This is a genomic window from Xenorhabdus sp. IM139775, from assembly GCF_028598745.1.
GTDB lineage: Bacteria > Pseudomonadota > Gammaproteobacteria > Enterobacterales > Enterobacteriaceae > Xenorhabdus.
Map to the genome: position 1 here is coordinate 34,799 of NZ_JAQRFK010000011.1, position 26,778 is coordinate 61,576.

Here is a 26,778-nt window from a genome sequence, read left to right on the forward strand (position 1 = left end):
TTAATATCATATTTATTATTAACTTCACAGAGGTGAACTTGAAAATTACAATTGTTGGAACCGGGTATGTAGGGATTTCGAATGGAATTCTCCTAGCTAAAAAAAACAAAGTCATCGCACTAGATATTGATAATATAAAAATAAACCTTCTGAATAATAAAAAATCTCCAATTTCCGATAATGAAATAGAAAGGTATTTAATCGAAAAAGATTTAGATTTCACTGCAACCTTAGATAAAGAATTTGCATATAAAGATACGGATTTTATCATCATTGCCACTCCAACTGACTATGATTCAAAAAACAATTATTTCAACACAAAATCAGTAGAATCTGTTATTGAAGATGTCCTAGAGCACAATCCTTCCGCAACAATGATAATCAAATCAACTATTCCAGTTGGTTTTACTAAACAAATGAGAGAAAAATATCAAACTAACAATATTATTTTCTCTCCTGAATTCTTACGTGAAGGACGAGCTCTTTACGATAACCTATATCCATCCAGAATTGTTGTTGGTGAGCGTTCTGAAAGAGCAAAAATATTTGCGAACCTTCTTATCGAAGGTGCAATCAAGAAGGATATTCCTGTTCTTTTCACAGATTCTACTGAAGCTGAGGCCATAAAACTCTTCGCCAATACTTACCTTGCTATGCGTGTAGCTTATTTTAATGAGCTAGATAGTTATGCCGAAGCTAAGGGGTTAGATTCACGCCAGATCATTGAAGGTGTATGCTTAGATCCACGTATTGGTAATCATTACAACAATCCATCTTTTGGTTATGGTGGTTATTGTCTACCAAAAGACACAAAACAGTTACTGGCTAACTACCAGGAAGTACCAAATAATATTATTGGTGCAATTGTAGAAGCTAATCGAACTCGTAAAGATTTTATTGCTGATTCTATTATTAGTAAAAATCCAAAAGTAGTTGGTGTCTATCGTCTGATTATGAAATCAGGTTCAGATAATTTCAGGGCTTCTTCAATTCAAGGAATCATGAAACGAATCAAAGCTAAAGGTATTGAAGTAGTCATTTTTGAACCTGAAATGAAAGAAGATACTTTCTTCCACTCAAAACTGATCCGTGATTTAAATGAATTCAAATCTATTTCTGACATTATTATTTCCAATCGTATGTCTATAGATTTAAAAGACGTTGAATCAAAAGTATATTCACGTGACCTTTTTGGAAATGATTAATTTTTTATAAACTATAACAGTTGAGTTATTATGAAATACTTAGTCACAGGCGCAGCAGGATTCATTGGTTTTCATTTAATAAAAAAATTAATAAAAAATGGGAATCATATTATTGGAATTGATAACATCAACGATTATTATGACATCTCTTTGAAAAAATCAAGATTGGAAATTTTATCTACTCTTGATAATTTCAAATTCATATTTATGGATGTTTCTGATAAAAACTCAATTGAAGAATTGTTTAAAAACAACCAAATTGATCGTGTCATTCATTTAGCTGCTCAAGCTGGTGTCCGATATTCCTTAATTAATCCTTATTCTTACTCAGATAGCAATCTATCAGGATTTTTAACTATTCTTGAAGGTTGTCGACATAATAATATTAATCACTTAGTATATGCATCATCAAGCTCTGTTTATGGTTTAAATGATCAACTTCCATTTTCAACGTCTGACTCAGTAGATCATCCTATTTCTTTATATGCTGCTACGAAGAAAGCTAACGAGTTAATGGCTCACAGCTATTCTCATTTATATGGCATTCCCACTACAGGACTTAGATTTTTTACAGTCTATGGACCATGGGGAAGACCAGATATGGCTCTATTCAAATTTACAAAATCAATACTAAACCATGACCCCATAGATGTTTATAACAATGGACAACTTAGCCGTGACTTCACTTATGTAGATGATATTGTTGAAGGCATTGTCCGAATTTCTGATGTTGTTCCTACTTCTAATAGTTCTTGGACATCCAAAATAGGTAATCCAGCAAATAGTTCAGCACCTTATAAAGTATATAATATTGGTAATGGTTCTCCCGTGAATTTAATGGATTACATTAATGCTCTAGAAAATAGTTTAGGCATTAAAGCGATTAAAAACATGCTTCCTATGCAACCTGGTGATGTTTATTCGACATGGGCTAATACTGAAGACCTATTTAAAGCTACTGGCTACAAACCTTCCACTAACGTATCGGACGGTGTGGAACAGTTTATTCAATGGTATAAACAATATTATCTGTAAGCTGTTAAGCTATATTCCCAATAATTACTAGGGAACACCATGCTAAACATCGTCCTATTCGAACCAGAAATTCCGCCTAACACAGGCAATATCATCCGTCTTTGCGCCAACACAGGCTGTCAGCTTCATCTCATTCAACCTTTGGGTTTCACATGGGACGATAAACGCCTGCGTCGCGCTGGGCTGGATTACCACGAATTCGCCAATATCAGGCAGCACCACGATTACAACGCATTCTTGGAAAGTGAAGGGCTTAGTTCAGTCAATTCGCAATCCCCTTCCGGAGCGCGCCTGTTTGCCTTAACGACAAAAGGTACTCCGGCACACAGTAATGTTAGTTATCGTGATGGTGATTACCTGATGTTCGGACCGGAAACCCGTGGTTTGCCGTCTTATGTGTTAGATAACATGCCACCTGAACAGAAAATCAGGATCCCTATGCTGGCGGATAGCCGTAGCATGAATCTTTCTAATACTGTTGCTGTGGTGGTGTTTGAAGCATGGCGGCAACTGGGTTATCCGGGTGCGTTATTGCGGGATTAAGATTAATAGGATATTCAGCGCCTAATCCGTACTGAATATCCTATCTATTGATGCTCGTAAGAAAAGGACAGAATTTCAAATCCCATCCCCATTCTCAAATCCATTATTGATGCCATTGAAATGCTGGTTCATATCCAGTGATGGCTTCTCGCTTTCCGGTTTACCCACAATCCTTGCCGGTACGCCTGCCACTGTGGTATGCGGTGGCACTGGCCTTAATACAACCGACCCTGCCCCAATTTTTGCGCCACGGCCAATCTCAATATTACCAAGGATTTTGGCTCCCGCACCAATCATCACCCCTTCACGCACTTTCGGATGACGATCTCCCACTGTTTTGCCCGTCCCGCCCAGCGTGACGGATTGCAGAATGGAGACATCGTTTTCAACAATTGCCGTTTCACCAATCACAATGCCGGTTGCGTGATCGAGCATGATGCCACAGCCAATCTCCGCGGCGGGATGGATATCAACACCAAATGAAACTGATACTTGGTTTTGCAGGTAAATCGCCAGTGCTTTGCGATCTTGTTTCCACAACCAGTGTGCAATGCGGTAAGCCTGTAGTGCATGGAAGCCCTTAAGGTAGAGCAATGGAGTCGAATATTTATCGACTGCCGGATCGCGCAGGCGAACCGCTTTGATGTCACAGGCTGCCGATTCAATCATCTTAGGATCACTGCGGTACGCATTTTCAACGACTTCCCTGACTTCAATAGGAGGCATAATCGGTGATGCCAGCTTATTTGCCAGCATATAGCTCAGGGCACTACCCAGATTTTTATGCTTGAGTAGTGTCGCGTGAAAAAAGCTGGCTAACATGGGTTCACAATCTGCCAGAGCCCTTGCTTCATTTTTTATATTTTCCCAGACTTCATTCAGTTCTGATCGCGACATTTCAGTGTTCCCATTTGACTTAAGAGTGAGAGCCTTCTCCCTCATCTCTGGTAGCTCTTCCCAATAATGCTTGGGCAGCCTCAATCACATTTTTATTGCAGTACAGTATCTGGTAGATCTGTTCTGTGATCGGCATTTCAACACCCGCTCGTGCTGCCAAAGCACGAACTTCTTTCGTATTGCGATATCCTTCAACAACTTGTCCGATCTCGCGCTGCGCTTCATCGACACCGATGCCTTTCCCCAACATCATGCCAAAACGACGGTTACGGGATTGGTTATCGGTACAGGTCAGGACTAAATCGCCTAATCCCGCCATACCCATAAAGGTGGAAGGATCAGCACCCAACGCGATCCCAAGGCGGCTCATTTCTGCCAAACCGCGGGTGATCAATGCGGTGCGGGCATTAGCGCCGAATCCCATACCATCAGAGATCCCGGCACCAATTGCAATAACATTTTTTATTGCTCCGCCGAGCTGTACGCCTATGAAATCTGGGTTTTTGTAGACCCGGAAACTTTTACCGCAATGGAAGAATTGTTGAAGTTCTTCACCAAATTCAGGGGTGGTGGCAGAAACGGCAATTGCTGTGGGTAAACCTGCCGCGAGTTCTTTGGCGAATGTCGGGCCAGAAACAACGGCCAAAGGGGTTTCATGACCTAATATCTCACGGGCTACATCCTGCAATAAGCGCCCTGTTTCAGTTTCAAGCCCCTTGGTCGCCCAAACAATCCGGCTGTCATGTTGTAAATGGGGTTTTATCTGCTGTAAGACGTCACCGAAAACATGGCTGGGAACCACGATCAGGATATTGCGGCTGGCTGAAACCGCACGCTGCAAATCCGCCTCAAGCCGTAAGCTATCAGGAAAAGGAACATCCGGTAAAAATGTCTGATTACAACGCGCTTGTTGCAAGGCATTAACGTGCGCAGGGTTATGCCCCCAAAGCACAACTTGGTGCCCATTGCGAGCCAGAGTAATGGCTAAGGCGGTGCCGTATGAGCCGGCACCGATCACTGTCATAGAAGCAGTATTCATTAAGCTTCCTGTTCAGCCTCATTAGGCTGGGGTTCAGCCTGCTGTTGCAGATAGTTCATGAACAGGGCATCAAAGTTAACTGGCGCCAGGTTCAATTGTGGGAAAGTACCACGACCGACCAGGCTGGTGATGCACTCACGGGCATACGGGAACAGAATGTTCGGGCAATATGCGCCTAAGCAGTGCGCCAACTGGGTTCCTTCGATGCCATCGATAGAGAAAATACCCCCCTGCTGAACTTCACACAGAAACGCCGTTTCTTCTCCCAGTGTCGCCGTGACGGTCACACGCAGGACAACTTCATAAACGCCCTGAGCCAATTCACTGGAAGCCGTGTCCAGATCCAATTTGACCTCCGGCTGCCAGTCCTGCTGGAAAACCTGCGGCGCTTTTGGTGCTTCGAAAGAAACATCTTTCGTGTAAATACGCTGGATCTGGAAAGCCATTTCTGGGTTGTTTTGTTCTGACATAATGATGTTTACCTTTTTCAGATGTCCTTATTAAACTTTTCAATCATGCAAGCATACTTGCTTGCACCTCAGTTCGTTATTTCTTGCCGTGAGCCAATGGCAGATTTTCACCCGACCAGCCGGCAACCCCTTCTTTCAGGGAGTAGACCTGCTCAAAGCCAAAACGCACCAGATTTTCCGCCGGTGTTTTGGATTCCAGCCCATTGGCTGAAACGACGATGACAGGCTGTTTTTTATGTTTCTCCAACTCACCTAAGTTATTGTCTTTAATCTCAGATGGCGTCAGGTTAACGGAACCAATAATATGCCCTTTGCGGAAATCGTCACGGGAGCGTAAGTCCACAACGACAGCATTTTCCTTGTTAATAAAATGGATGGCCTGAGCACGGGTGATCTCTTTACTCTTGGAGAACACGCTTTTTACCGTCATCACGATGACAGCCACCAGCAGTGCAATCCAGGCAAGGCTCAGGATCGTGTTCCGGCTAATAAATTGCATGATTTCTTGCAGCATGGAGGGCAACAACTCCCGTTGGTTAATAACAAATATCTAAGGTGGAGAGTATACCTGTGTGTTGCCTCAATTACAGCCAATTAGCACCCATCCGGGCATATTTGTGCCATTTTTGCGGAGAGTTTCGAGAAAAATTTTAAAATCCCCCACGAACAACTTGATTGTAATGCATCAGTGAAATATTTCATGTAATAGTGATTTCCTGCTGCCCTATCGAGCGCGGATATCGATCAAGTGATTGATCCGGTTTTGGCTAATCCCGTTTTAATATTGGGGAACAGGGGGGCATTTTGAGGTTGTCACCACACTCTACTCTAGATTATATTTTTATATAATTGTTCATATTTGAGCTATTAATCCTATTTATAGCCTTTAATGGGTCTTATAAGGTCTATTATTTTATAATTTGGAGGGGTAATGTCTTTTATTCATTTGCTTTATTCACCATCTGAATTAGCTGCTAATATTGGTCAAAATGCCAAAAATCTTAGATTATCGAAGAATTTATCCAGAAAAACTTTAGCCGAAAAGTCAGGAGTTTCTGAGTCCACGATCAAAAGATTTGAAACTAAAGGAACTATCACTTTAGAGGCAATGATCCTTTTAGCTACTCATTTAGATGCGTTAGATCCCATATCCAATCTTTTTAAGACTGAATACCTAAGTACATATGAAGAATTAAACAACGCCAAACGTCAGAGGGGTACAAGATGAACAAATTTAAACATATAGAGCATCTTGATGTTTTGTGCAATGGTATAAAAGTCGGCATGCTTACCAAGATTCAAGGTAAAGGGATTTATTTCACTTATGATAATAATTGGTTAGCTTCAGGGTTTAATTCATCACCTCTGACTATGGCTTTTAATGGAAAGCCTCAATTAGCCAAAGATCCCCGACTTTTTGAGGGATTACACGGGCCTTTTGCAGATTCATTACCTGATGGTTGGGGAATGTTGCTGATGGATAGGTTTTTTGACAGCAAATTTGGCAATGGGGCGTGTCAAACTATGACTGCATTGGACCGCCTAGCATATATAGGTGATCGTGGTATGGGAGCCCTTGAATATCATCCTGAAACTGAAAAAAAAGAGGTTATGGAGTATATTGATTTTTCAGAATTATTTGAAGAGTCGATAAAAGTTCAGCAAGGTGAGACTTCGAATGTTTTATCTAAATTACGTTTAGCGGGAGGCTCACCTGGCGGAGCTAGACCAAAAGCCGTGGTTGCATTGTCACCTGATAAGCGCCATATAACCACGGCTTTTGGCTCGATACCTGAAGGCTATGAACATTGGATTGTAAAATTTAGGTCTTTGAATGAAGCTGTTGAAACAGGAGCTATAGAATTTGCATATTCTGAAATGGCCAGAACTGCTGGTGTTCATATGGCAGAGTCTGCCTTGCTTCATGTTGATATGCCTGATGGAACAGAAGAATACTTTTTTGCTACCAAGAGATTTGATAGACAGCAGAATAAAAAAATTCACATGATAACTGTTTCTGCACTTATGTATGCTAACTTCAGATTCCCATCGATGAACTATCCGACCTTATTAAAACTAACTAACGTATTAACAAAAAATGCAAAAGAAGTGGAGAATGTGGCTAGGTTAATGATTTTTAATGCGTTATCACATAATTATGATGATCACACAAAAAACTTTGCATTTCTTCATAATGAAGAAAAAGAATGGGTATTATCACCAGCTTATGATTTAACTTTTTCAAACGCATTAGGGGAACATACAACAGGATTTGGCGGTAATAATACAGGAAGAGCAACAAGAAAACGTATTAGAGAAATTTGTTCTGAATATAAATATCTCAAAGCAGATGATTATATAGACCAAACGCTAGAGTCGTTATCCAATTGGGAAAATGAATTTAAAAGATTAAAAATCCCTTATGATGCAGGTAAAGGGATTTTCAACACCCTTGAGCGGGATCATGATTTTTTTGAAAAATGAAGGGCTAATTACGGGCAAAGCACATTTACATGATGATGCAATGGTGCAGCTTCTCCGTGAAGATCCAGAGTTTGCACAGCCTTATCTACATCAGGTGTTTGTTGATATGGATGAAGAAGGCGGACAGGAAGCATTTCTTATGGCATTGCGCCATGTTGCAGAAGCGAGCGGTTACGGCGGATTTTTCTAAATTAACTAAAATTTATATTAATGATAAAAAACAGGCTGTTCTCTGGTCAGGGACAATTCCTCATGGAATAATCAGGCGCAATATCGCAGCAGGGTACTGAATAAGATGGCTGAAAATAAGGATTTAAAGAGCCGTAACCATCGGCAGAAACAATATAAGAAGCAAAATAAAATCAGAGTGTTACATCTCTTTGCTTTGTTGTTCATCTTTTTCAGCCTCAATGCAAATACTGTCGCCAATCAGATTTCAGACAATAAAAATCAGCTTAAAGATCTTCAGCAAGATATTGCTGAGAAAGAAAAAAGTGTCAAACAGCAACAAAAACAACGTACTGATCTGGTTAATCAATTAAAAGAACAAGAAAGTACTATCTCAGAAGTGGGACGTTCCCTGCACACGACACAAACTCGTCTGAATAAACTCGTCAACGAAGTCTCATCACTGAATGCCAATATCAAACACCTGCAAACCCAACAAAAGGAACAACGTCAATTACTAGCCAACCAATTGAATGCAGCGTTCCGGCAAGGAAACCACCAAGGTTTAGAATTATTGCTCAACGGGCAGGAAAATCAACGCAAAGAACGTATTCTCGCCTATTACAGTTACTTGAATCAGGCACGTCAGGAAACTATCACCAACCTGCAAAAAACAACCGAAGAACTTGACCAGCAAAAAAAACTACAACTGGAAAAACAGAGCGAACAGAAAACGATCCTGAGCAGCCAAAAACAGCAAAAACAAAAGATGGAAGTTGCCCGTACCGCGCGGAAAAAAACATTAACGACAATCGAATCTTCCTTGAAAAAAGATCAACAAAGCCTCACAGAGCTTCGGCAAAATGAAGCCCGGTTGAGGAATAAGATTGAAAAAGCGGAACGGGAAGCCAAGGCGCGCGCTGAACGGGAAGCACGCGAAGCGGCTCGCGTCCGTGCCCAAGTTGCCGCGAAACAGAAACAAGCACAACGAAAAGGTGCCAGCTACAAACCCACGGAAGAAGAACGTGCGCTCATGGCCCGGACGGGTGGCCTTGGGCGCCCTGCCGGGCAAGCGATATGGCCGGTACGCGGTCGTGTCATCCATAACTTTGGCGAGGCGATACAAGGTGAACTTCGCTGGAAAGGGGTGGTTATCTCAGCAGCGGAAGGGACAGAAGTCAGGGCAATCTCAGATGGACGAGTATTGCTGGCAGACTGGCTGCAAGGCTATGGTTTGGTGGTCGTGGTCGAACACGGTAAAGGCGATATGAGCATTTACGGTTACAATCAGAGCACATTGGTCAGTGTCGGGCAACAAGTTCGGGCAGGTCAGCCAATCGCGCTGGTTGGCAGCAGCGGTGGGCAACAACAGCCTTCACTGTACTTTGAAATCCGCCGTCAAGGTCGGGCGGTTAACCCATTACCGTGGTTAGGAAAGTAAGATGGCGAAGATGCAGTATCTGTTATCAAAGCGGGTTAATTCATTCACACTGGTATTTTGGGTACTGTTATCCTTCACATTATTGTTGCTTGCTTTTAATACGCAAGCGGCGCGTTTAGCCATCGTCATTGATGATGTTGGCTATCGTGTTAATGAAGACAATAAGCTATTACAACTGCCGGTTGCGGTTTCGATCGCCATCCTGCCCAATTCTCCGTATGGCAAAAAAGTAGCGGAAAAGGCTCATCTGCAAGGGCGGGAAATTTTAATCCACCTGCCAATGGCACCATTAAGCCAGCAACCGCTGGAGAAAGATACCCTCCATCCTGCCATGAGCAGGGAAGAAATTGCCCGTATTATGCAAGATGCGATACAGAAAGTGCCTTATGCTGTTGGGATGAATAATCACATGGGCAGCGCCATGACCTCTAATCTCAGGAGCATGGAAAAGGTCATGCAGGTGCTATCCCAAAGCCGTCTCTATTTTCTGGACAGTGTGACAATTGGTAATACACAAGTCACCAAAGCCGCAATGGGAACGTCTGTTCCGGTACTGCGGCGAAATGTTTTTTTAGATAATATTCAAACCGAAGCCGAAACACGGCATCAACTTAACCGTGCGATCGCCCTCGCCCGCAAGCAAGGTTCTGCCGTTGCCATTGGACACCCGCATCCCACCACGATGCGTGCCCTGCGGCAAGCACTTGCGGTATTACCCCATGATATTGAACTGGTCACCCCCGGTATGTTGTTGAACGATGATCAAACTGCGCGCAACGGCATAAGGCCCCATAAAGAAGCAAAACCGGTGCCGGAAACTCAATGGGAATCGCTCAAGAGGGTAAAAAAGATATTATCTGATAATGCGCTCTTTCATACTTTAAACCGATATATGCAGAAACTTTGGGGTAATCAAACAGGTGCCCAAACCCCCAAGGCACCTGTGATAACATTTAATCCCAATTTAAGATAACTTTGCCAGATTGCCCTGATCGCATGATATCAAAGCCTTTCTGGTAATCATCAATCGGCAACTGGTGTGTAATGATCGGGGACAAATTCAGGCCAGATTGGATTAAAGCCGCCATCTTGTACCACGTTTCGAACATCTCACGCCCATAGATGCCCTTGATAAATAATCCCTTAAAGATGACCTGATTCCAATCTATCGCCATATCAGAGGGAGGAATGCCCAACAAAGCGATACGTCCGCCGTGATTCATCGTATCGAGCAAGGTACGGAAAGCCGGTGGTGCCCCTGACATCTCTAGACCGACATCAAAACCTTCCGTCATGCCCAGACCGGCCATCACATCCGTCAATTTTTCTTTGCTGACATTCACCGCGCGGGTCACGCCCATTTTACGAGCCAGTTCAAGGCGATATTCATTCACATCGGTAATCACGACATGCCGGGCACCGACATGCTTACACACCGCTGCGGCCATAATCCCGATAGGGCCAGCGCCTGATACCAGTACATCTTCGCCCACCAAATCAAAAGAGAGCGCGGTATGTACCGCATTGCCGAAGGGATCAAAAATCGCTGCCAGCTCATCGGGAATATTGTCGGGAATTTTAAATGCATTAAAGGCGGGAATAACCAGATATTCAGCAAAGGCACCTTCACGGTTCACACCAACGCCTGTGGTATTGCGGCATAAATGGGTGCGTCCACCACGGCAGTTACGACAGTGACCACAAGTGATATGGCCTTCGCCGGATACGCGATCACCCACCTTAAACCCTTTTACCTCCTGACCCATTGCAACGACTTCACCCACATATTCATGCCCGACGACCATCGGAACCGGGATCGTTTTTTGCGACCAATCATCCCAGTTATAGATGTGAACATCCGTCCCACAAATGGCTGTTTTACGGATTTTAATCATCACGTCGTTGTGCCCAAGTTCTGGCGCGGGCACATCAGTCATCCAGATACCTTCCTCTGGCTTTAATTTAGATAATGCTTTCATAATGATACCTTAAGCAATGACATTCAATTGCTTGCCAATGCGTGTAAATGCAGCCACTACATGTTCAATCTGTTCTTCAGTATGGGCGGCAGAAATCTGGGTTCGGATACGCGCCTGACCTTTAGGCACAACCGGATAGAAGAACCCAATCACATAAATACCTTCTTTCAAGAGTTCTGCGGCGAATGCCTGTGCCAGTTTCGCATCTCCCAACATAACAGGGATAATGGCATGGTCAGCCCCTGCCAGCGTGAAACCTGCCTCCGTCATTTTCTCACGGAACAAATCCGCATTTTTCCAGAGACGCTCACGCAGATCATCGCCATTTTTCAGCATATCCAGCACCTTGATTGATGCCGCGACAATAGCGGGAGCCAACGAGTTGGAGAACAGATATGGGCGTGAACGCTGGCGCAACCACTCAACAACTTCTTTACGCGCCGCAGTATACCCCCCCGATGCCCCCCCCAGTGCCTTACCCAATGTACCGGTGATAATGTCAACACGCCCCATGACATCACAGTATTCATGGGTACCGCGACCCTGTTGACCCACAAAACCCACCGCATGGGAATCATCCACCATGACCAGCGCACCAAATTCATCCGCCAAATCACAGATGGATTTCAGGTCAGCAATGACACCATCCATTGAAAATACCCCGTCCGTTGCGATCAGGATATTTTGTGCCCCTTCCGCTTTTGCCTGTTCCAACTGTGCCCTTAATTCTTGCATATCGTTATTGGCATAGCGGTAACGTTTCGCTTTGCATAAACGGATACCATCAATAATGGAGGCATGGTTCAGGGCATCAGAGATAATGGCATCTTCCGGCCCAAACAGGGTTTCAAACAGTCCGCCGTTTGCATCAAAGCATGAGGAGTACAGAAGGGCATCTTCCATCCCCAAAAATTCAGCAATCTTATTCTCTAATTCTTTATGGGCGTCTTGCGTACCACAGATAAAGCGAACGGATGCCATCCCAAAACCGTGGCTATCCATACCGGTTTTTGCTGCCGCAATCAGGTCAGGATGATTCGCCAAACCTAAATAGTTATTGGCACAAAAATTAATGACTTGGTTACCCTCAGCAACCGCAATATTGGCATTTTGGGCAGAAGTGATAATACGCTCATTTTTGAATAACCCTTCTGAACGGGTTTGCTCCAACTGCTCATTAATTTTCTGATAAAACGATGCTGACATTTTTCTCTCCTGATTCCCTAAATAAGTGAAAGGCGCCTGTATTTTACTGATAGATTCGGCCAGTGACGACACAACCAGAAAGAGAATAGCAACTTTGTAAAGCGGATCACGCCTTAGCGCCTGACATGCTGCAAGATTTCAGGATATTCCGCTGTTTAAGCTGCTGTCGTCAGTAGGGTTAAGTGCTATTATACGCAGCAAACATCTACCCAATAGATGAAATCTGGGTAGCAAGTGAACTGACTATTTAGAGGTGAGCCAAATGATTATTGTCACTGGTGGCGCAGGGTTTATTGGCAGCAACATTGTCAAGGCACTGAATGACGAAGGCTATAAGGATATTCTGGTTGTTGATAACCTGAAAGACGGCACAAAGTTTGTCAATTTGGTTGATTTGGATATCACCGATTACATGGATAAGGAAGATTTCGTCGCCAGCATTGTTGCGGGTGATGAATTAGGTGACATTGATGCCATTTTCCATGAAGGTGCTTGCTCATCCACCACAGAATGGGATGGTAAGTATATGATGGACAACAATTATCAGTACTCCAAAGATATCCTGCATTATTGCATTGAGCGTCAAATCCCGTTCCTGTATGCCTCTTCTGCTGCAACTTATGGTGGCCGCAGTGACAATTTCATTGAAGAGCGTCAGTATGAAAAGCCGCTCAATGTTTATGGCTACTCTAAGTTCCTGTTTGACCAGTATGTGCGTGATATTCTGCCTCACGCGGATTCTCAAGTTTGTGGCTTCCGTTATTTCAATGTTTACGGGCCGCGCGAAGGGCATAAAGGCAGTATGGCCAGCGTTGCCTATCATTTAAACGACCAGATTCATCAGGGACAAAATCCGAAATTATTTGCCGGCAGCGAAAATTTCTGCCGCGATTTTATCTATGTCGGTGATGTTGCCGCAGTTAATCTGTGGTTCTGGAAAAATGGCGTTTCCGGCATTTTTAACTGCGGAACAGGCCGCGCTGAATCTTTTCAGGTGGTGGCAGATGCAGTAACTGGATTCCATCAAGAAAAATCCCCCGCTGTGGAATACATCGATTTTCCGGAAAAATTAAAAGGCCGTTATCAGAGTTTCACGCAAGCCGACCTGACAAAACTTCGCGCTGCGGGTTATAAAGAACCGTTCAAGACGGTCGCCGAAGGTGTCGCTGAATATATGCAATGGCTCAATCAGGATAATTAATCGACCTCTATGAAGATATTGGTGATCGGCCCATCATGGGTGGGCGACATGATGATGTCACAAAGCCTCTACCGTACTTTGAAGGCTTTGTACCCCGATGCAGAAATTGATGTAATGGCACCGGCATGGTGCCGCCCATTATTGGCAAAAATGCCGGAAGTAAATCAGGCAATAGCGATGCCGCTGGGTCATGGCGCGCTTGCTTTGGGTGAGCGCCGACGCCTCGGTCTCGCATTACGGGAAAATAGATACGATCGTGCCTATGTCTTGCCTAACTCATTCAAATCTGCGCTGGTGCCTTTCTTCGCCAATATCCCGCTGCGTACAGGCTGGCGCGGCGAAATGCGTTACGGGTTACTGAATGATCTCCGGGTCCTGAATAAGCGTGCTTTTCCACTGATGGTTCAACGCTATGCCGCTCTCGCCTATGAAGGGAAAAACCTGCGTAACGCTGATGAACTTCCACAACCTTTGTTATGGCCGCGACTGAGTGTCGGTGACGAAGATATTGCGGAATCAACCTCAGCCTTTAATATTGCTGATCACCGCCCGATTATTGGCTTCTGCCCCGGTGCCGAATTCGGCCCGGCCAAACGCTGGCCACATTATCACTATGCCGCCCTCGCCGAGCAGTTAATCAGCCAAAAAGGTTATCAGGTTTTGCTGTTTGGCTCTGCCAAAGATAGTCAGGCGGGTGAAGATATTCGTGCCCTTTTAAGCGATGATGCCCGCGAAGATTGCCTTAATTTGGCCGGGAAAACGTCACTTGAGCAAGCCGTCAATCTCATTGCGGCCTGTGATGCTGTCGTCACCAACGATTCAGGTTTGATGCATGTGGCCGCCGCCTTAAACCGTCCTTTAGTGGCATTATATGGCCCCAGTAGCCCGGATTTTACGCCTCCTCTCTCAGATAAAGCTGAAGTGATCCGCCTGATCACCGGCTATCATAAAGTCCGAAAAGGTGACAGTGACGGTGGTTATCACCAAAGCCTGATTGATATTCAACCTGCAAGGGTTTTAGCTTCATTAGAGAAACTGCTACAGGCGGAGAACCAAAATTAATGCGTGTTTTATTGGTAAAAACATCTTCAATGGGGGATGTATTACATACTCTGCCGGCATTAACCGATGCGAAAAAGCATTTTCCTGATATCCAATTTGATTGGGTTGTGGAAGAAGGATTTGCGCAAATTCCAACCTGGCACAATGCGGTCAAAAATGTGATCCCCGTGGCGATCCGCCGTTGGCGAAAAAATTGGTTCAGGAAAGATATTCGTGAAGAACGAGCCCGATTCAGGCAACAACTGCAACAGCACCAATATGACGCCATCATTGACACCCAAGGCCTGTTAAAAAGTGCTTTTCTGGTCACTCGCTTGGCCTCTGGCCCAAAGCATGGTTACGATAGAAAAAGCGTCCGTGAACCCGTCGCCAGCTTCTTCTACGACCATTGCCACTCTGTCAGCAAACAGCAGCATGCGGTTGAACGCATTCGAGCTTTATTTGCGGATAGTTTGGGCTATGAAAAACCGCCGGAACAAGGTGATTATGCTATTGCGTGCCATTTTTTGCGTGAGGAACGTCATAACCTGAATAACTATCTGGTTTTCCTCCATGCAACCACGCGCGACGAGAAACATTGGCCTGAAAATCACTGGCGGCAACTTATCGCAGATATCGAACCCACTGGCCTGCGTATCAGACTGCCTTGGGGTGCAGAACATGAACACCTGCGGGCACTCAGGTTAGCTGAGGGGTTTTCTCATGTTGATGTACTGCCGAAACTGACACTTGCTGAAATCGCACACGTTCTGGCGGAAGCAAAAGCGGTGGTTTCAGTTGATACAGGATTAAGCCACCTTACAGCGGCACTTGATCGACCCAATATTACGCTATTTGGGCCGACGGATCCGGGTTTGATTGGCGGGTACGGGAAAGAGCAACATCCCCTGAAATCGGTGGATAATACGATGCAGGGTATTACGCCTTTGGAGGTTATGTTGCTTTTGGAAAACATATTAAAAAAGCACTTTGCCCAATGGTAATATTTCACACCAGCGATTTTTGTATTCAAAAGTAGGATTACCCAGAGAGTAACGCATAGTTTTGTCTGCCTGCTGACACAGCGCTTTTGCTTCTTGGGTATTCACCCACATCAAGATACTACCAACACTAAGATGAGCATGTTCAGGATCATAACCCCCATTTATGGCATCAAAGGAAATCCATTTGGGGCTATCCGCCCACAGAACAAAATCGTAGGCACAAGGTTTACCATTAATCAATAACACGCTGCCAAATATATGCTCACGAAGCTCAGTATATATTTCAATCAAATGTTTTTTTTGCTCCTCAGAATGGCAGTAATTCCAACGTTTCTGATACAGATCGATATAAATATCTACCAATTCTTCTGCACTAAATTCATTTGAGGAACGAATTTCTCCCCCCGCACGCTTGAATTTATTAATTTCATTGCTGCGATTACGACGGGTTTTGTAAGAAAAACTATCTTTGATTAGACAAACTTTTCGTTTGTTCAATCGGGAGTTAAAACTGGTATTGATAAAATTACTTTTGTGAATTGGAGATAATCTCTTTGATTTTACAGGTAAAAATATTTTTGCATCTTCGGCAATAGGGAAAACAAGCTCATCATATGGAATTGGATATCTAATTTGCCCTTCTTCAATTAATTTTTTGTTTTTCAAGGAAAAACAAGCACCTTTAACGCCAGATCCTGTTTTTTTAATATAAAAGCAAAACTGCCCAGCAAGGCGCTTATCCAAAAAAGATACAATATTGGGGTGTGTTGATGTACATCCACCAAAAAGGGCATGAGCTTCTTTATACTGCTCAAAACTGCATGCTTTCCATCCTGAAAAAAACACTTTTGCAGTTTCCATAGAAGATATCTCCATTAAAAAACTAAACTTGATAAATAAATCATTAAAAATGACGTTACAAGATACTGATAAACAATATAACAATAAAGTTAATCTATCTATATAATGAATAAGATATTCATAATTAGAAAACTAACAATTATTCAATGTATTTTTATTATACTCATTGTATATTTTATAACAATAAAACTTAAGGCCATATAATATCATAAGAATGAATTTTTACATCCCCAATAAGTCAATAAAAAACATACTGGGGTAATTTGCTAAAACTGAGATAAGTAATTAAGAAAAATTAATTGCATATTTTTCACCATAACCGCCCAACAATGCATTGATTTCTTCTTCCATCGTCTCTTGAGTCCAGCTCATAAATCGCCGCCAGTGATATTTGGCCTGTTTCCAGACGATTTCAATCAGATTCAGCTCAGGGCTATACGCCGGGAGGTAAAGTAAAAACAGATTATGTTCCCGTAACCACCTCTCTTCGGTTTTTGCCTCAGGGTTATGATGGATACGGGCATTATCCAGCACGACAAATGTCAGTCGAGAGTCCCCCTGCTTTGCCACCTGTGTCAAAAAATTTATCACCTTAGCTCGCGTGACACTGCCTGATATTATCTGATAAAACAGACTGTTATCCGTGTAATTCAGGGCACCAAGCACCGAGCGTCTGCCATGATTTAGCGGCTCAGCTTCATGGGGTTTGCCCCGTGGACTCCAGCCATATTGCACCGGAGGCGACGCGGAAAAACCCGCTTCATCAAAATAGACCAGACGGTAGCGGCCGGCCTGGGCCCCGGCTTTCATTTTGTCCAGTAAGGCGGATTTTTCAGCAAATTCCGTTTCATCACGTTTTTTTTAATGACAAACGGGCACGTTTATAGGTGATCCCCTGTTTTTTCAGCGTCCTTGACAGCGTTTCAAGCGTGCAGGGCAGAGGACCGTGTTTTTCCTCAACCCGTTGAGCTATCCGCGCCAGCGTCAGAGACTCCGCACAAGCGACTTCAACGGCGGTGGCGATCATTTCAGGTGTCATCGCGGGATACCGACCTCCGACATGCCCCCCCAACAGACCCGCGATACCGAAGTCATGCCATGTGTGAACCCAGTTATAGATAACCCGGACACTACACCCGGTTTCAGACGCGATCTGGCGCGGTTTTAACCCCCGACTCAGCATGAGCAACCCTGTGCCTCGTGTACGGATGTCCCGATGTTGGTGATTCAGGGCGAGTTGTTGCAACGTAATTCGTTCAGGCTCAGAAAGCACTATCTTTGATTTCATTAGTCAACGCGGTCAATAAGTGGATTAGATGACCCATTATAACGAAAGTGCAGATAGTTTCATGGGTTTACTTATATCAACATCTTCAGCAAGATAACCATTTCTAACATAAGGATTATATTTTAATATTGCACTGTTAGTTTTAGTTCCCAAAACATCAACTTGATAACCTGATTTATTTAATTCTCTTATTAAGATAGTATCAACTATCATATCACCTATTTTCCCTTCATTGCGTAATATTAATACTGTTTTTATAGTATCAACATCAAGAGATTTTTTTCCCTTTTTATCCCAAAGTAATTTAGCAATAAATAACCTTGCATAATATCTTACACCTTTCATAAAATAATTTATTTTACGATTCCAAGATCTCAACGTTGCAAATTTTTTATTTTCCATAAATCATTCCACAATTAATAATTCTTTCCAGCATATGAATTTTTATTCATCCAATATTACATTCTGAATATAAAAAACCTCCAATATACTATATTAAGTTATTTTTAATATAATTTTCACTCTATTAAGAAAGATATATTCCATAGCTAACACACTCGTCTATGAAGAATAATTTCTCTTATGTTACTGAATAAATAGCCCTCCAATAGAGGGTATATAAAAGTATTCATTGTTTACACTTCAATCTATAATACTCAGCCAACGTCATCCCTTTCACCAATGGCTGTAAAAATTCAAACAACCCTTCCAAATCGCTATAAAGCTGTTCAATCTGTGCTTCATTTTTAAATGTTGGACTTCCTCCCGGCATAAATTCAGAAGAATGTAACATAAACTCAACATAATCACTGCCATTCGCTAAAGTTTGCTGAACAACTGTTTTCATCTGCGCCAAATTTCCACCCTTTGGTCGCAACCAGTTAACCGATGGAGAACGCTGTTTTCCTCTTAATCGATCATATTTCTGCTTAACGAAGTTCATCATCGCAGAGTGCTTATATTGAATACTCATCGGTACTTGCAATAATGAAGAATCGCCTTCTTTGGCAATATCCTGCACGTCCATAAAATAAGCATGAGTTGGAAAATGGCGATAATCTGTTCCGCCATTGCCATGAGGATTACCTTTGGTAAACAGCCAGTTAACTTTTGGTGTCACAGAGCAATCCACTTGATACCCATACTCAACCAGCAATCGTGCATAATATTCGTTAAATGCCCAACGACCAGCACGATGACTCAACATCTTAGTTTGCAGCTTATCTTCCAAAAGATTAGTCATCAAATCAATTTTGGCTTTGATCTGATCTTTAGGATACTCAATAAGATACGGCTTATAACGCATATCGTCATCAGTGAGAGGAACAATAGGGGGACTATTCCAAGCATGCAAATGCATACCAATTTCAGCCGTATTTCTGGCTACCACATCCTTAGCAAATTCGATATAGCTATCATCCATTGCCATCTCAAAGTTGGTTAGCCAAACAGGTTTGAATCCAAAACACTCACATAAGCTTTGAAATCGTGGCAAATACTGCGTATTTTCGGTGGATATTTGCTCACTGTTTTGCCACAGATTATCCCCTTCAGTATCAATTGTGATGATAAATGCAGGTTTAGTCATAAAAAGTTCACCTAACGTAGGACTAAAGATAAAAGATGAACCAATATTACTCAATGGAAACAGACAACGCAATTTACTCGATTATGAGTAAGATTAACACTTTTGACTACCTCAGCTATAAAATGGTTCAAGTACTCTAACCTGAATTCTTATGTTTCCAATTTACTTAAGAAAAAACTGATCTTGTCCAAAATAACATCTAATGGTATTTCACTAATTCTACTATTTTCATTCTTCTGAACTAACTGAATAGCATTTTTATTTCTAGGCCCCCATACATAATTATTAACAAAACTTCCATGTTTATCATTACCATATAGAGCAATTGTATTTTTTTCATATGCGGCTGCTACATGTACAATAGATGTATCTGGTGAAATAACTAGGTCAGACTGTCTTATAATTTCCACTGCACTGAGAAAATCACCAAATGGATTAATTATATATTCACCCAAATACGAAAGAGTATTTAATTTATTACGCTGCCCCACTAATATGATGTTAATTGATGGGTACCATTTATGAATATAAGATGTTATCCCCATCAATTGTTCTTCTGAAAGATTTCTTCTTTCCTCAGCAGCGAAGGGATTGATAACAATAGTTGTTTTTCCAGGCAAATCAGAATAAAAATCACATACCTTGTCTTGAGTGTCTTTAGGAATATGTAGATCATATTGTATATTACAATTATAGATCCCTATACTCTCCATAAGAATCTTGTATCTTTCAGTGATATGTGATTCATATTGGAAATATTTTATATTTTTATTATATATGTTTATTTTTTCTTTATTAAACCCCAATACACTCTTAGAATTAATTAGTCGTATAAATAATAGATAAATGACTGGCAGTTGCTCTCCCATATCAATGACAAGATCATAACTCTCTTTCTTCAGTGTCAAACCAAGTTTAATTATCTCTTTAGTTTTATCAGGATAGAAGTAAAATTTATCTATATATGGATTATTTTTAACCACACAGTAATTAGAATTACCTGATAACACATGCAACTCAAATCCACGCTGATATAGCGCCTTAAATACGGGTGTAGAGATAATCATATCACCAATTTTATTATCATCTCGTAAGAAAAGAATTTTTTTTATACTGCTAGAATCAAATTCATTCTTTCTCCTCTTATCAATAAATATTTTAGCGATATTAAACCTTATTTTTTTAAAGAAGTAATTTTTCCTTCTATTTATCTCGCGTAACTTTTTGAATTTTTTATCAATCATTGAAATATCTCAAAAAATAATGTCAGAAGTACTTATTGTTGTATCAAATTTAAATACTTGCCAAGCACAACTTCCAAATCGAATTTCTTATACATATCTTCCGTGATTATCGGTGGATTTTGATAAACAAGTCGCATTTTTTCCGCTAACGAGTCGGAAGTCAACTCAGATTTATATTGCTCCAACTCACCCATCATAATCTCGCTGACTCCACCAGGGCAATTCGTGCTGACAATCGGAGTATTGCAAATCAAAGCCTCAATCAAAACATTGCCTAGCCCTTCGCTATCCGAACTTAATACAACAGCTTTAGCCTCCCGTATTACCGGTAATGGGTTCACTAAAAAACCGATTAGGAAAACTTTAGATTGCAAGTTAAATTCCGCAATTTTTTGTTTTATTGCACTGATTATATTTTCATCGCCTTGACCTGCAATTAACAACTTACAAGGTAGATCAGCCATAGCAAAAGCTTCCAGCAAGCGATCATGGCGTTTTACTCTATGGAAACGTCCAAGATGAAGAAAATAATTTTCGCCGGAATAAGGGTTATTTTCCAAAGAATGGGTTTTAATTTCAGTAAGATTGAATGGATTGTAAATCGTGACTATTTTTCTCGGAGCCAATGATAAGTTTTCTTTCAAATCCAACCCAACAGCATCAGAAACACAAATCAAGTTACGGTTTCGATAGACTCTCTGAATTTTCCATTTCTTAATCCAGCGAGATAATCCTGTTTTGTTTTCAAGATACGATTTTGAAAATACACCGTGAATACAAAACCATACATTTAAGTTTGCCAATATTTTAGATTTAGCAACAATACGATCCGTTTTATGTAAGTTAGATATCACTAACACTGGCTTACCTTTTTGAAGAAAGACTTTCGACAAAATTTTATCCATAGATTTAGCTCTACGAACAATTTCAGTCTGTCTTCTAAAAGGTCCTCTGTATTCGTCTGTATTAATGATTAGTTCAACATGATTTGGGATCGGGTAATCACATTTATCAGAGAGAGATAACAAGGTAATATCAAAACCTTTTTGTTGCAGGCCGCTACATAAACGAATTGTAACATTTTCAGCTCCCCCTCCTGGTAATCCGTCAATGATAAATAGAATATGTCCTTTCATTGGGAAAGCACCTTGCTATACAGTTCCGTAAGCTGCTGAGATAAATAAATGGGAGTATAGTTCACTATTTTCTCTTTTGATAACTTTGAGATTTTACTGGTTAAATTATCCGCAGGCACTGAAGAAATAGATTCTGCTAAAGCTGAAATATCCAGAGCATCACACACAAAGCCGTTCTCTCCTGAAACAATGAATTCAGCTCCTCCACAAGTATCACTCGTTATGACAGGTAATCCACATGCCATCGCTTCCAAAATAACGTTCGGGAAAGGATCATATAGCGTTGGTAATAACAAACCATCCGCCATTTGATAAAATGGCAGTGTCTTTTTTTGTACGCCAAAAAATCGAACCCGTTCATGACAGCCAAATGAATTGGCTAACTGCTTATATTTATCTTCTTCTTTATCTTGCCCAATCACAACCAGATAAGCATCTGTCATACTAATAGCTTCTATCGCAGCTTTTAATCCTTTTCTTTCAAAACCTGAGCCTACATATACAAAACATTTTGCCTGTGCGGGAATAGCATATTTCTGCCGTAACGCGAACCGTTCAGCTTCCCCGGCCGAAAAAAATTGTGACTGGTCAATGGCATTATAGATAACAGAGATTTTTCCATCAGGAAGATTAAAATCTTCCATTACCTCACGCTTAACCATCTCAGAGTTGCAAATAACTTTTTTTAATTCAGGGGAGAAATACATCTTTTTCTCAGCATCCATGACATAGCGATGATAGCGACTGGCAAAAAGCAATTTGCTTTTCCAGGATGGTAAGATACGTGCTCTTTGCTGCAACCAACGTCGATGGACACCATCCCCGGCTCGATACACATCACATCCCGCAATTCGTTCATGGCTTTGAACAATATCGAATTTCTCCCTTTGCCAAATGCGGCTGGCAGCATCGGCAAATCGCTTTTCTCGACTAATCCGATCCCATTTAAAAGGGTTTACCAAATGCACATGCCAATTGGGGTTACGACTCCCTTCCCAAGAGCGGGTAATTACGTTCAAATCCAAACTATCATTATCCAATGCTTCAAGTGCTCTGGAAATAAAACGTTCAGCACCTCCATCAGGCCGATATTTTTGCCGGACAATGGCAAGGCGCATAGGTTTCATGATAAATATCTCCGGGCAGCAGTAATCACGACATCAGTAGGGATAAGATCCAAATAACGAGTATCTGTTTTGGTATCAATATCATCAGGATTAGGTAATTTACCGTAATTTCCCGCCCAAATCACTTCCCCATTAACATGCCAAGGACGCCAAAAAACTAATTTAGAAGGCCCGAATAATGCAATGCAAGGTGTTTTCAATGCAGCAGCCATATGCATAGGGACAGAATCAACCCCAATAAACAACTTGGCATGGGCAATCAGTGCCCCAAGTTGGGGTAATGTAAGCTGACCAGCTAAAGAGATAACATTTTCCTGATGACAGGCGGATAAAATTTTCTCCACCATCTCTTTTTCCCGTAACTCAGGCCCTGATGTAACGACAATGGAATGTCCATCTTCTTGTAACGCGTTAATGGTTTCACTCATCTTCCCATCATTCCAGCACTTGAAAAACCAGCGTGATGCCGGGTGGATAACAATATACTTGTGATGAATTCCACCGACACGCAAAAGATTTGATACCTTATGCCAATCGTCTTCACTATAGCTCATCGTTACATCAAAATTGATATTGGAAAGTTTAATCGGTTTCAATACTGATAAATTCTGCTCAACAACGTGTAGAGATTCTTCACCTTCAGTAGAAATCAAGTCACTAAAACAAACTTTCCATAACCAGTTTTGCCGTTTGGGGAAATCAAAGGCAATGCGGATTGGAGCCCCAGAAATCTTAGACACCAAAGCGCCGTACCACTGATCAGCAAGGTTAATGATGAGATCATATTTGCTTTTCCTTAATTGACTCAACAGACACCAATGATGGGCAATATACGCTTTCGCGCCTTCCTTTTTCCACTGTCTATCTATAGAAAAAATATGGGATATGGAAGCAAAATTCATCAACATTGGTTTTGTTTCTTTGTACAGCAAAACATCAATTTCAGTGTCAGGAAAATTTTCTTTCAACGTATTCACAACTGGTGTGGTAAGCAATGTATCACCATGATGTCTTAGTTTTATGATCAGGATCTTTTTAAATCGAGGGGATATTTTGCCCATTGTGTTTCCAATATTCGCGATTGAGGCAGAAATCTCATTACATTATATTCTAAAGACAGAAACTTCTTCTTTCTATTTTTAGATATCAAGTGTATCCACCTGACTCATCAACTGCTTTCTCCCCACTTTTGGCAATAGGCGCACAACATATCCGCATTTTACACACTTTCTTTAAGCCAATGTGGTACTATAACCGCAGTCTATGTCAGTGAATTTGATAGAATGTTGCTTCGCTTATATCAGGTACTCCTCTACCTTATCCAACCCATTATCTGGTTACGCCTGCTGCTGCGCAGTCGCAAATCACCGGCGTATCGTAAACGCTGGGGTGAGCGCTATGGCTTCTGTGCCCAAAAAGTAACCCCCGGGGGAATTTTACTGCATTCCGTTTCTGTTGGAGAGACATTGGCTGCCATTCCGCTCGTGCGGATCTTACGGCACCACTATCCTTTGTTGTCGATTACGATAACAACCATGACACCGACAGGGTCTGAAAGGGTTCTGTCTGCTCTGGGCAATGATGTTAACCATGTCTACCTTCCCTATGACCTGCCTGGTTCAATGAGCCGTTTTCTTGATCACGTCAATCCCAAATTAGTGATCATTATGGAAACCGAATTGTGGCCTAATCTGATCACTGCGCTACACCAACGGGAAATCCCGCTGGTTATCGCCAATGCAAGGCTATCCGCCCGTTCTGCGGCGGGATATCAGAAAATTAACAGCTTCATTAAAACCATTTTAAACAAAATCACCTTGATCGCGGCACAAAATCTGGAAGATGGTGAGCGCTTTATCGAATTGGGATTAAGACGTTCCCAGCTCTCTGTGACTGGCAGCCTGAAATTCGATATCTCTGTGACACCAGAGCTTGCGGCAAAAGCCGTCACATTGCGTCGCCAATGGGCACCTCATCGGCCGGTATGGATAGCAACCAGCACCCATGATGGGGAAGAAACCATCATTTTGGACGCCCATTGTAAGCTGCTAAAACAATTTCCTGATCTGTTGCTAATTCTGGTGCCCCGCCATCCTGAACGTTTTGGCAAAGCCGCCGAGTTAACCCAAAAAGCCGGGTTAAACGCGATCTTACGCAGTGCCGGCACGATCCCTGATACCAATGTGCAAGTGGTGATTGGCGATACCATGGGAGAACTGATGCTCCTGTACGGTATCGCTGACCTGGCTTTTGTCGGGGGAAGCCTGATAGCGCGAGGCGGACATAACCCGCTGGAAGCGGCAGCACACGCAATTCCCGTCATTATGGGTCCTCATACCTTCAATTTTAAAGATATCTGTGCCAAGCTGAATAAAGCGGACGGGCTGATTACGGTTACGGATAGCCAATCATTAAGTTCAGCTATCAATAGCCTGCTGACAGATGAAGATTACCGCCGCTATTACGGCCACCATGCTGCCGAGGTGCTGCATGAAAACCAAGGTGCTCTTCAACGTTTGCTAAAATTACTGGAACCTTATCTCCCGCCAAGGAGCCATTGATGGTTGCGAAAAAACGGCTGTCCGTTGTCATGATCACCAAAAATGCCGCTGATTTAATTGCAGATTGCCTGCTTTCTGTCAATTGGGCAGATGAAATCATCGTCTTGGATTCCAGCAGCACCGATACCACTTGCCAAATAGCCAGTGAGATGGGAGCAAAAGTCTACTCGCATCCCCAATGGCCTGGCTTCGGTCAACAGCGACGACTCGCACAATCCTATGCCAGCGGCGATTATATTTTTATGATTGATGCCGATGAACGTGTGACGCCAGAACTTAAAGTATCCATCGAGCAAATTCTAGCCAACCCTGATGATAATAAAGTTTATAGCTGTGCGCGCCTCAATCTATTTATGGGGAGATTTATGCAACACAGTGGCTGGTATCCCGATAAAGTGATCCGTCTTTATTGTCGTGAACGTTACCAATACAATGATCATCAGGTTCATGAATCTCTGGAAACTCAAGGCGCACCTGTCGTGACGCTAAAAGGTGATTTACGTCACCTGACTTGCCGTAACCTGATGGAGTTCCAGCAAAAACAATTGAGTTATGCGAGAGATTGGGCAAAGCATCGCTACGAACAGGGTAAAAAAACCCGCTATTTTTCGATAATCAGCCATACGCTAGGCGCATTTTTCAAAACCTGGCTACTAAGGGCGGGGTTTTTGGACGGTAAGCAGGGTCTGGTGTTAGCCATGGTGAATGCCCAGTATACTTTCAATAAATACGCTGCACTTTGGGAAATGACTCAAATAAAGAGTAAAAACAACGATGAAAAGAAAAGCGATTTATCCCGGCACCTTTGACCCCATCACTTACGGTCATCTTGATGTCGTGACTCGTGCCGCAAACATGTTTGACCATGTTTTATTGGCCATCGCCAACAGTGACAGAAAAAATCCCATGTTCAGTCTGGAAGAACGCGTCGGGCTGGCTAAAGAAGCCACGGCTCATCTGGAAAATGTCGATGTGGTTGGGTTTAGCGAGCTGATGGTTAATTTTGCCAAAAAGCAGCAGGCGAATATCTTAATCCGCGGTGTCCGTTCTGTTTCCGATTTTGAATATGAATGGCAACTTGCCAATATGAACCGACATTTTATGCCAGAGCTGGAAAGTGTCTTTTTATTGCCTTCGCAAACGCTCTCTTTCGTCTCATCATCCTTAATCAAGGATGTTGCACGCCATGATGGTGACGTTTCATCCTTCCTGTCAAAACCTGTCACACAGGCAATGCTAAAGAAACTGGGCAAAGATTAA

28 protein-coding genes and 1 pseudogene are annotated in these 26,778 nt (G+C 42.3%); 14 read left to right on the plus strand and 15 right to left on the minus strand.

What is annotated here, in order from left to right; translation table 11 throughout:
- The first annotated feature begins 38 nt into the window (after positions 1-38).
- The 3 genes from PSI17_RS04125 to trmL are packed head-to-tail and all read left to right on the plus strand — an operon-like array spanning position 39 to position 2,783.
- Positions 39-1,205, plus strand: a complete 1,167-nt coding sequence (locus PSI17_RS04125; protein WP_273550750.1) for a nucleotide sugar dehydrogenase — start codon at positions 39-41, stop codon at positions 1,203-1,205.
- A 30-nt stretch (positions 1,206-1,235) separates the two neighbouring features.
- Entirely contained in the window at positions 1,236-2,240 is a 1,005-nt protein-coding gene (locus PSI17_RS04130) for an NAD-dependent epimerase (RefSeq protein WP_273550751.1), read from the plus strand.
- A gap of 39 nt (positions 2,241-2,279) precedes the next feature.
- The gene (gene trmL, locus PSI17_RS04135) at positions 2,280-2,783 is read left to right on the plus strand and encodes a tRNA (uridine(34)/cytosine(34)/5-carboxymethylaminomethyluridine(34)-2'-O)-methyltransferase TrmL (protein WP_273550752.1); all 504 of its coding nucleotides are present in this window, start codon (positions 2,280-2,282) and stop codon (positions 2,781-2,783) included.
- Between the two features lie 75 nt (positions 2,784-2,858).
- Here the strand turns inward: trmL and cysE are convergent, their stop codons facing one another.
- The 4 genes from cysE to PSI17_RS04155 all read right to left on the minus strand — a co-directional run bounded on the left by cysE (position 2,859) and on the right by PSI17_RS04155 (position 5,703).
- Positions 2,859-3,680, minus strand: coding sequence for a serine O-acetyltransferase (gene cysE, locus PSI17_RS04140; protein ID WP_273550753.1), 822 nt, complete (start codon positions 3,678-3,680; stop codon positions 2,859-2,861).
- Positions 3,681-3,699: 19 nt separating this feature from the next.
- Positions 3,700-4,719 (minus strand): NAD(P)H-dependent glycerol-3-phosphate dehydrogenase, encoded by a 1,020-nt coding sequence (gene gpsA, locus PSI17_RS04145; protein ID WP_273550754.1) that lies wholly within the window; start codon positions 4,717-4,719, stop codon positions 3,700-3,702.
- A complete protein-coding gene (secB, locus tag PSI17_RS04150) occupies positions 4,719-5,189 on the minus strand; it encodes a protein-export chaperone SecB (RefSeq protein WP_273550755.1) in 471 nt (156 codons plus the stop codon). The genes gpsA and secB overlap by 1 nt, the downstream gene beginning before the upstream one ends.
- Positions 5,190-5,265: 76 nt before the next feature.
- Entirely contained in the window at positions 5,266-5,703 is a 438-nt protein-coding gene (locus PSI17_RS04155) for a rhodanese-like domain-containing protein (protein WP_273550756.1), read from the minus strand.
- Positions 5,704-6,120: 417 nt separating this feature from the next.
- Between PSI17_RS04155 and PSI17_RS04160 the strand changes: the two genes are divergently transcribed.
- From PSI17_RS04160 to PSI17_RS04180, 5 genes and pseudogenes are all read left to right on the plus strand, one after another.
- Positions 6,121-6,417, plus strand: coding sequence for a helix-turn-helix domain-containing protein (locus PSI17_RS04160; RefSeq protein WP_273550757.1), 297 nt, complete (start codon positions 6,121-6,123; stop codon positions 6,415-6,417).
- Positions 6,414-7,673 carry a type II toxin-antitoxin system HipA family toxin gene (locus PSI17_RS04165; protein ID WP_273550758.1) on the plus strand — a complete coding sequence of 420 codons (1,260 nt, stop codon included), beginning with the start codon at positions 6,414-6,416 and terminating at the stop codon, positions 7,671-7,673. The genes PSI17_RS04160 and PSI17_RS04165 overlap by 4 nt, the downstream gene beginning before the upstream one ends.
- Positions 7,654-7,845, plus strand: a pseudogene (locus tag PSI17_RS04170) (DNA-binding protein); the annotation flags it as partial. The gene PSI17_RS04165 and the pseudogene PSI17_RS04170, both read left to right, overlap by 20 nt.
- Before the next feature lie 123 nt (positions 7,846-7,968).
- On the plus strand, positions 7,969-9,282 hold the full coding sequence (gene envC / locus PSI17_RS04175; protein WP_273550759.1) for a murein hydrolase activator EnvC: 1,314 nt from the start codon (positions 7,969-7,971) through the stop codon (positions 9,280-9,282).
- 1 nt (position 9,283) lies between these two features.
- Positions 9,284-10,255 (plus strand): divergent polysaccharide deacetylase family protein, encoded by a 972-nt coding sequence (locus PSI17_RS04180; protein WP_443255996.1) that lies wholly within the window; start codon positions 9,284-9,286, stop codon positions 10,253-10,255.
- Here PSI17_RS04180 and tdh read toward each other — a convergent pair.
- Together tdh and PSI17_RS04190 are read right to left on the minus strand one after the other, a co-directional pair.
- Entirely contained in the window at positions 10,236-11,261 is a 1,026-nt protein-coding gene (gene tdh / locus PSI17_RS04185) for an L-threonine 3-dehydrogenase (protein ID WP_273550760.1), read from the minus strand. The two genes, PSI17_RS04180 and tdh, sit on opposite strands and share 20 nt — an antisense overlap.
- A gap of 9 nt (positions 11,262-11,270) precedes the next feature.
- Positions 11,271-12,467 carry a glycine C-acetyltransferase gene (locus PSI17_RS04190; protein ID WP_273550761.1) on the minus strand — a complete coding sequence of 399 codons (1,197 nt, stop codon included), beginning with the start codon at positions 12,465-12,467 and terminating at the stop codon, positions 11,271-11,273.
- A 262-nt stretch (positions 12,468-12,729) separates the two neighbouring features.
- Here PSI17_RS04190 and rfaD point away from each other — a divergent pair, with 262 nt between their 5' ends.
- The 3 genes from rfaD to rfaC are packed head-to-tail and all read left to right on the plus strand — an operon-like array spanning position 12,730 to position 15,713.
- On the plus strand, positions 12,730-13,668 hold the full coding sequence (rfaD, locus tag PSI17_RS04195; RefSeq protein WP_273550762.1) for an ADP-glyceromanno-heptose 6-epimerase: 939 nt from the start codon (positions 12,730-12,732) through the stop codon (positions 13,666-13,668).
- 9 nt (positions 13,669-13,677) lie between these two features.
- Entirely contained in the window at positions 13,678-14,730 is a 1,053-nt protein-coding gene (rfaF, locus tag PSI17_RS04200) for an ADP-heptose--LPS heptosyltransferase RfaF (protein WP_273550763.1), read from the plus strand.
- Entirely contained in the window at positions 14,730-15,713 is a 984-nt protein-coding gene (gene rfaC, locus PSI17_RS04205; RefSeq protein ID WP_273550764.1) for a lipopolysaccharide heptosyltransferase RfaC, read from the plus strand. Before rfaF ends, rfaC begins: the two co-directional genes overlap by 1 nt.
- On the opposite strand, the gene PSI17_RS04210 is transcribed toward rfaC, so the two are convergent.
- The 9 genes from PSI17_RS04210 to rfaQ all read right to left on the minus strand — a co-directional run bounded on the left by PSI17_RS04210 (position 15,687) and on the right by rfaQ (position 24,018).
- Positions 15,687-16,574 (minus strand): GNAT family N-acetyltransferase, encoded by an 888-nt coding sequence (locus PSI17_RS04210; protein WP_273550765.1) that lies wholly within the window; start codon positions 16,572-16,574, stop codon positions 15,687-15,689. The genes rfaC and PSI17_RS04210 overlap by 27 nt on opposite strands.
- Before the next feature lie 285 nt (positions 16,575-16,859).
- A complete protein-coding gene (locus PSI17_RS04215; RefSeq protein WP_273550766.1) occupies positions 16,860-17,384 on the minus strand; it encodes an IS630 family transposase in 525 nt (174 codons plus the stop codon).
- A 40-nt stretch (positions 17,385-17,424) separates the two neighbouring features.
- Positions 17,425-17,862 (minus strand): helix-turn-helix domain-containing protein, encoded by a 438-nt coding sequence (locus tag PSI17_RS04220; protein WP_273550767.1) that lies wholly within the window; start codon positions 17,860-17,862, stop codon positions 17,425-17,427.
- A 36-nt stretch (positions 17,863-17,898) separates the two neighbouring features.
- Entirely contained in the window at positions 17,899-18,264 is a 366-nt protein-coding gene (locus PSI17_RS04225) for a hypothetical protein (RefSeq protein WP_273550768.1), read from the minus strand.
- Between the two features lie 226 nt (positions 18,265-18,490).
- A complete protein-coding gene (locus PSI17_RS04230) occupies positions 18,491-19,450 on the minus strand; it encodes a polysaccharide deacetylase family protein (RefSeq protein WP_273550769.1) in 960 nt (319 codons plus the stop codon).
- 149 nt (positions 19,451-19,599) lie between these two features.
- The gene (locus PSI17_RS04235) at positions 19,600-20,694 is read right to left on the minus strand and encodes a glycosyltransferase family 9 protein (RefSeq protein ID WP_273550770.1); all 1,095 of its coding nucleotides are present in this window, start codon (positions 20,692-20,694) and stop codon (positions 19,600-19,602) included.
- 32 nt (positions 20,695-20,726) lie between these two features.
- Positions 20,727-21,830, minus strand: a complete 1,104-nt coding sequence (locus tag PSI17_RS04240) for a glycosyltransferase (RefSeq protein ID WP_273550771.1) — start codon at positions 21,828-21,830, stop codon at positions 20,727-20,729.
- A complete protein-coding gene (locus tag PSI17_RS04245; RefSeq protein ID WP_273550772.1) occupies positions 21,827-22,957 on the minus strand; it encodes a glycosyltransferase family 4 protein in 1,131 nt (376 codons plus the stop codon). The genes PSI17_RS04240 and PSI17_RS04245 overlap by 4 nt, the downstream gene beginning before the upstream one ends.
- Positions 22,954-24,018, minus strand: a complete 1,065-nt coding sequence (gene rfaQ / locus PSI17_RS04250; protein ID WP_273550773.1) for a putative lipopolysaccharide heptosyltransferase III — start codon at positions 24,016-24,018, stop codon at positions 22,954-22,956. Before rfaQ ends, PSI17_RS04245 begins: the two co-directional genes overlap by 4 nt.
- A gap of 222 nt (positions 24,019-24,240) precedes the next feature.
- Between rfaQ and waaA the strand changes: the two genes are divergently transcribed.
- Genes waaA through coaD form a run of 3 tightly spaced genes read left to right on the plus strand, consistent with a single transcriptional unit; the run spans position 24,241 to position 26,778 of the window.
- A complete protein-coding gene (waaA, locus tag PSI17_RS04255) occupies positions 24,241-25,518 on the plus strand; it encodes a lipid IV(A) 3-deoxy-D-manno-octulosonic acid transferase (protein ID WP_273550774.1) in 1,278 nt (425 codons plus the stop codon).
- Complete coding sequence (locus PSI17_RS04260; RefSeq protein WP_273550775.1) at positions 25,518-26,327, plus strand: glycosyltransferase family 2 protein; 810 nt, start codon at positions 25,518-25,520, stop codon at positions 26,325-26,327. The genes waaA and PSI17_RS04260 overlap by 1 nt, the downstream gene beginning before the upstream one ends.
- Positions 26,293-26,778 (plus strand): pantetheine-phosphate adenylyltransferase, encoded by a 486-nt coding sequence (coaD, locus tag PSI17_RS04265; RefSeq protein ID WP_273550776.1) that lies wholly within the window; start codon positions 26,293-26,295, stop codon positions 26,776-26,778. Before PSI17_RS04260 ends, coaD begins: the two co-directional genes overlap by 35 nt.

Coding starts and splice junctions, on each gene's coding strand:
- PSI17_RS04220 (WP_273550767.1), bottom strand. CDS start 17,862: ATGAAATCAAAGATAGTGCTTTCTGAGCCTGAACGAATTACGTTGCAA.
- PSI17_RS04160 (WP_273550757.1), top strand. CDS start 6,121: ATGTCTTTTATTCATTTGCTTTATTCACCATCTGAATTAGCTGCTAAT.
- PSI17_RS04260 (WP_273550775.1), top strand. CDS start 25,518: ATGGTTGCGAAAAAACGGCTGTCCGTTGTCATGATCACCAAAAATGCC.
- rfaD (WP_273550762.1), top strand. CDS start 12,730: ATGATTATTGTCACTGGTGGCGCAGGGTTTATTGGCAGCAACATTGTC.
- trmL (WP_273550752.1), top strand. CDS start 2,280: ATGCTAAACATCGTCCTATTCGAACCAGAAATTCCGCCTAACACAGGC.
- PSI17_RS04230 (WP_273550769.1), bottom strand. CDS start 19,450: ATGACTAAACCTGCATTTATCATCACAATTGATACTGAAGGGGATAAT.
- PSI17_RS04240 (WP_273550771.1), bottom strand. CDS start 21,830: ATGAAAGGACATATTCTATTTATCATTGACGGATTACCAGGAGGGGGA.
- PSI17_RS04235 (WP_273550770.1), bottom strand. CDS start 20,694: ATGATTGATAAAAAATTCAAAAAGTTACGCGAGATAAATAGAAGGAAA.
- PSI17_RS04190 (WP_273550761.1), bottom strand. CDS start 12,467: ATGTCAGCATCGTTTTATCAGAAAATTAATGAGCAGTTGGAGCAAACC.
- envC (WP_273550759.1), top strand. CDS start 7,969: ATGGCTGAAAATAAGGATTTAAAGAGCCGTAACCATCGGCAGAAACAA.
- cysE (WP_273550753.1), bottom strand. CDS start 3,680: ATGTCGCGATCAGAACTGAATGAAGTCTGGGAAAATATAAAAAATGAA.
- PSI17_RS04215 (WP_273550766.1), bottom strand. CDS start 17,384: ATGAAAGCCGGGGCCCAGGCCGGCCGCTACCGTCTGGTCTATTTTGAT.
- tdh (WP_273550760.1), bottom strand. CDS start 11,261: ATGAAAGCATTATCTAAATTAAAGCCAGAGGAAGGTATCTGGATGACT.
- PSI17_RS04210 (WP_273550765.1), bottom strand. CDS start 16,574: ATGGAAACTGCAAAAGTGTTTTTTTCAGGATGGAAAGCATGCAGTTTT.
- PSI17_RS04245 (WP_273550772.1), bottom strand. CDS start 22,957: ATGAAACCTATGCGCCTTGCCATTGTCCGGCAAAAATATCGGCCTGAT.
- PSI17_RS04180 (WP_443255996.1), top strand. CDS start 9,284: ATGGCGAAGATGCAGTATCTGTTATCAAAGCGGGTTAATTCATTCACA.
- waaA (WP_273550774.1), top strand. CDS start 24,241: ATGTTGCTTCGCTTATATCAGGTACTCCTCTACCTTATCCAACCCATT.
- gpsA (WP_273550754.1), bottom strand. CDS start 4,719: ATGAATACTGCTTCTATGACAGTGATCGGTGCCGGCTCATACGGCACC.
- rfaC (WP_273550764.1), top strand. CDS start 14,730: ATGCGTGTTTTATTGGTAAAAACATCTTCAATGGGGGATGTATTACAT.
- PSI17_RS04130 (WP_273550751.1), top strand. CDS start 1,236: ATGAAATACTTAGTCACAGGCGCAGCAGGATTCATTGGTTTTCATTTA.
- rfaF (WP_273550763.1), top strand. CDS start 13,678: ATGAAGATATTGGTGATCGGCCCATCATGGGTGGGCGACATGATGATG.
- rfaQ (WP_273550773.1), bottom strand. CDS start 24,018: ATGGGCAAAATATCCCCTCGATTTAAAAAGATCCTGATCATAAAACTA.
- PSI17_RS04155 (WP_273550756.1), bottom strand. CDS start 5,703: ATGCTGCAAGAAATCATGCAATTTATTAGCCGGAACACGATCCTGAGC.
- PSI17_RS04225 (WP_273550768.1), bottom strand. CDS start 18,264: ATGGAAAATAAAAAATTTGCAACGTTGAGATCTTGGAATCGTAAAATA.
- secB (WP_273550755.1), bottom strand. CDS start 5,189: ATGTCAGAACAAAACAACCCAGAAATGGCTTTCCAGATCCAGCGTATT.
- PSI17_RS04165 (WP_273550758.1), top strand. CDS start 6,414: ATGAACAAATTTAAACATATAGAGCATCTTGATGTTTTGTGCAATGGT.
- coaD (WP_273550776.1), top strand. CDS start 26,293: ATGAAAAGAAAAGCGATTTATCCCGGCACCTTTGACCCCATCACTTAC.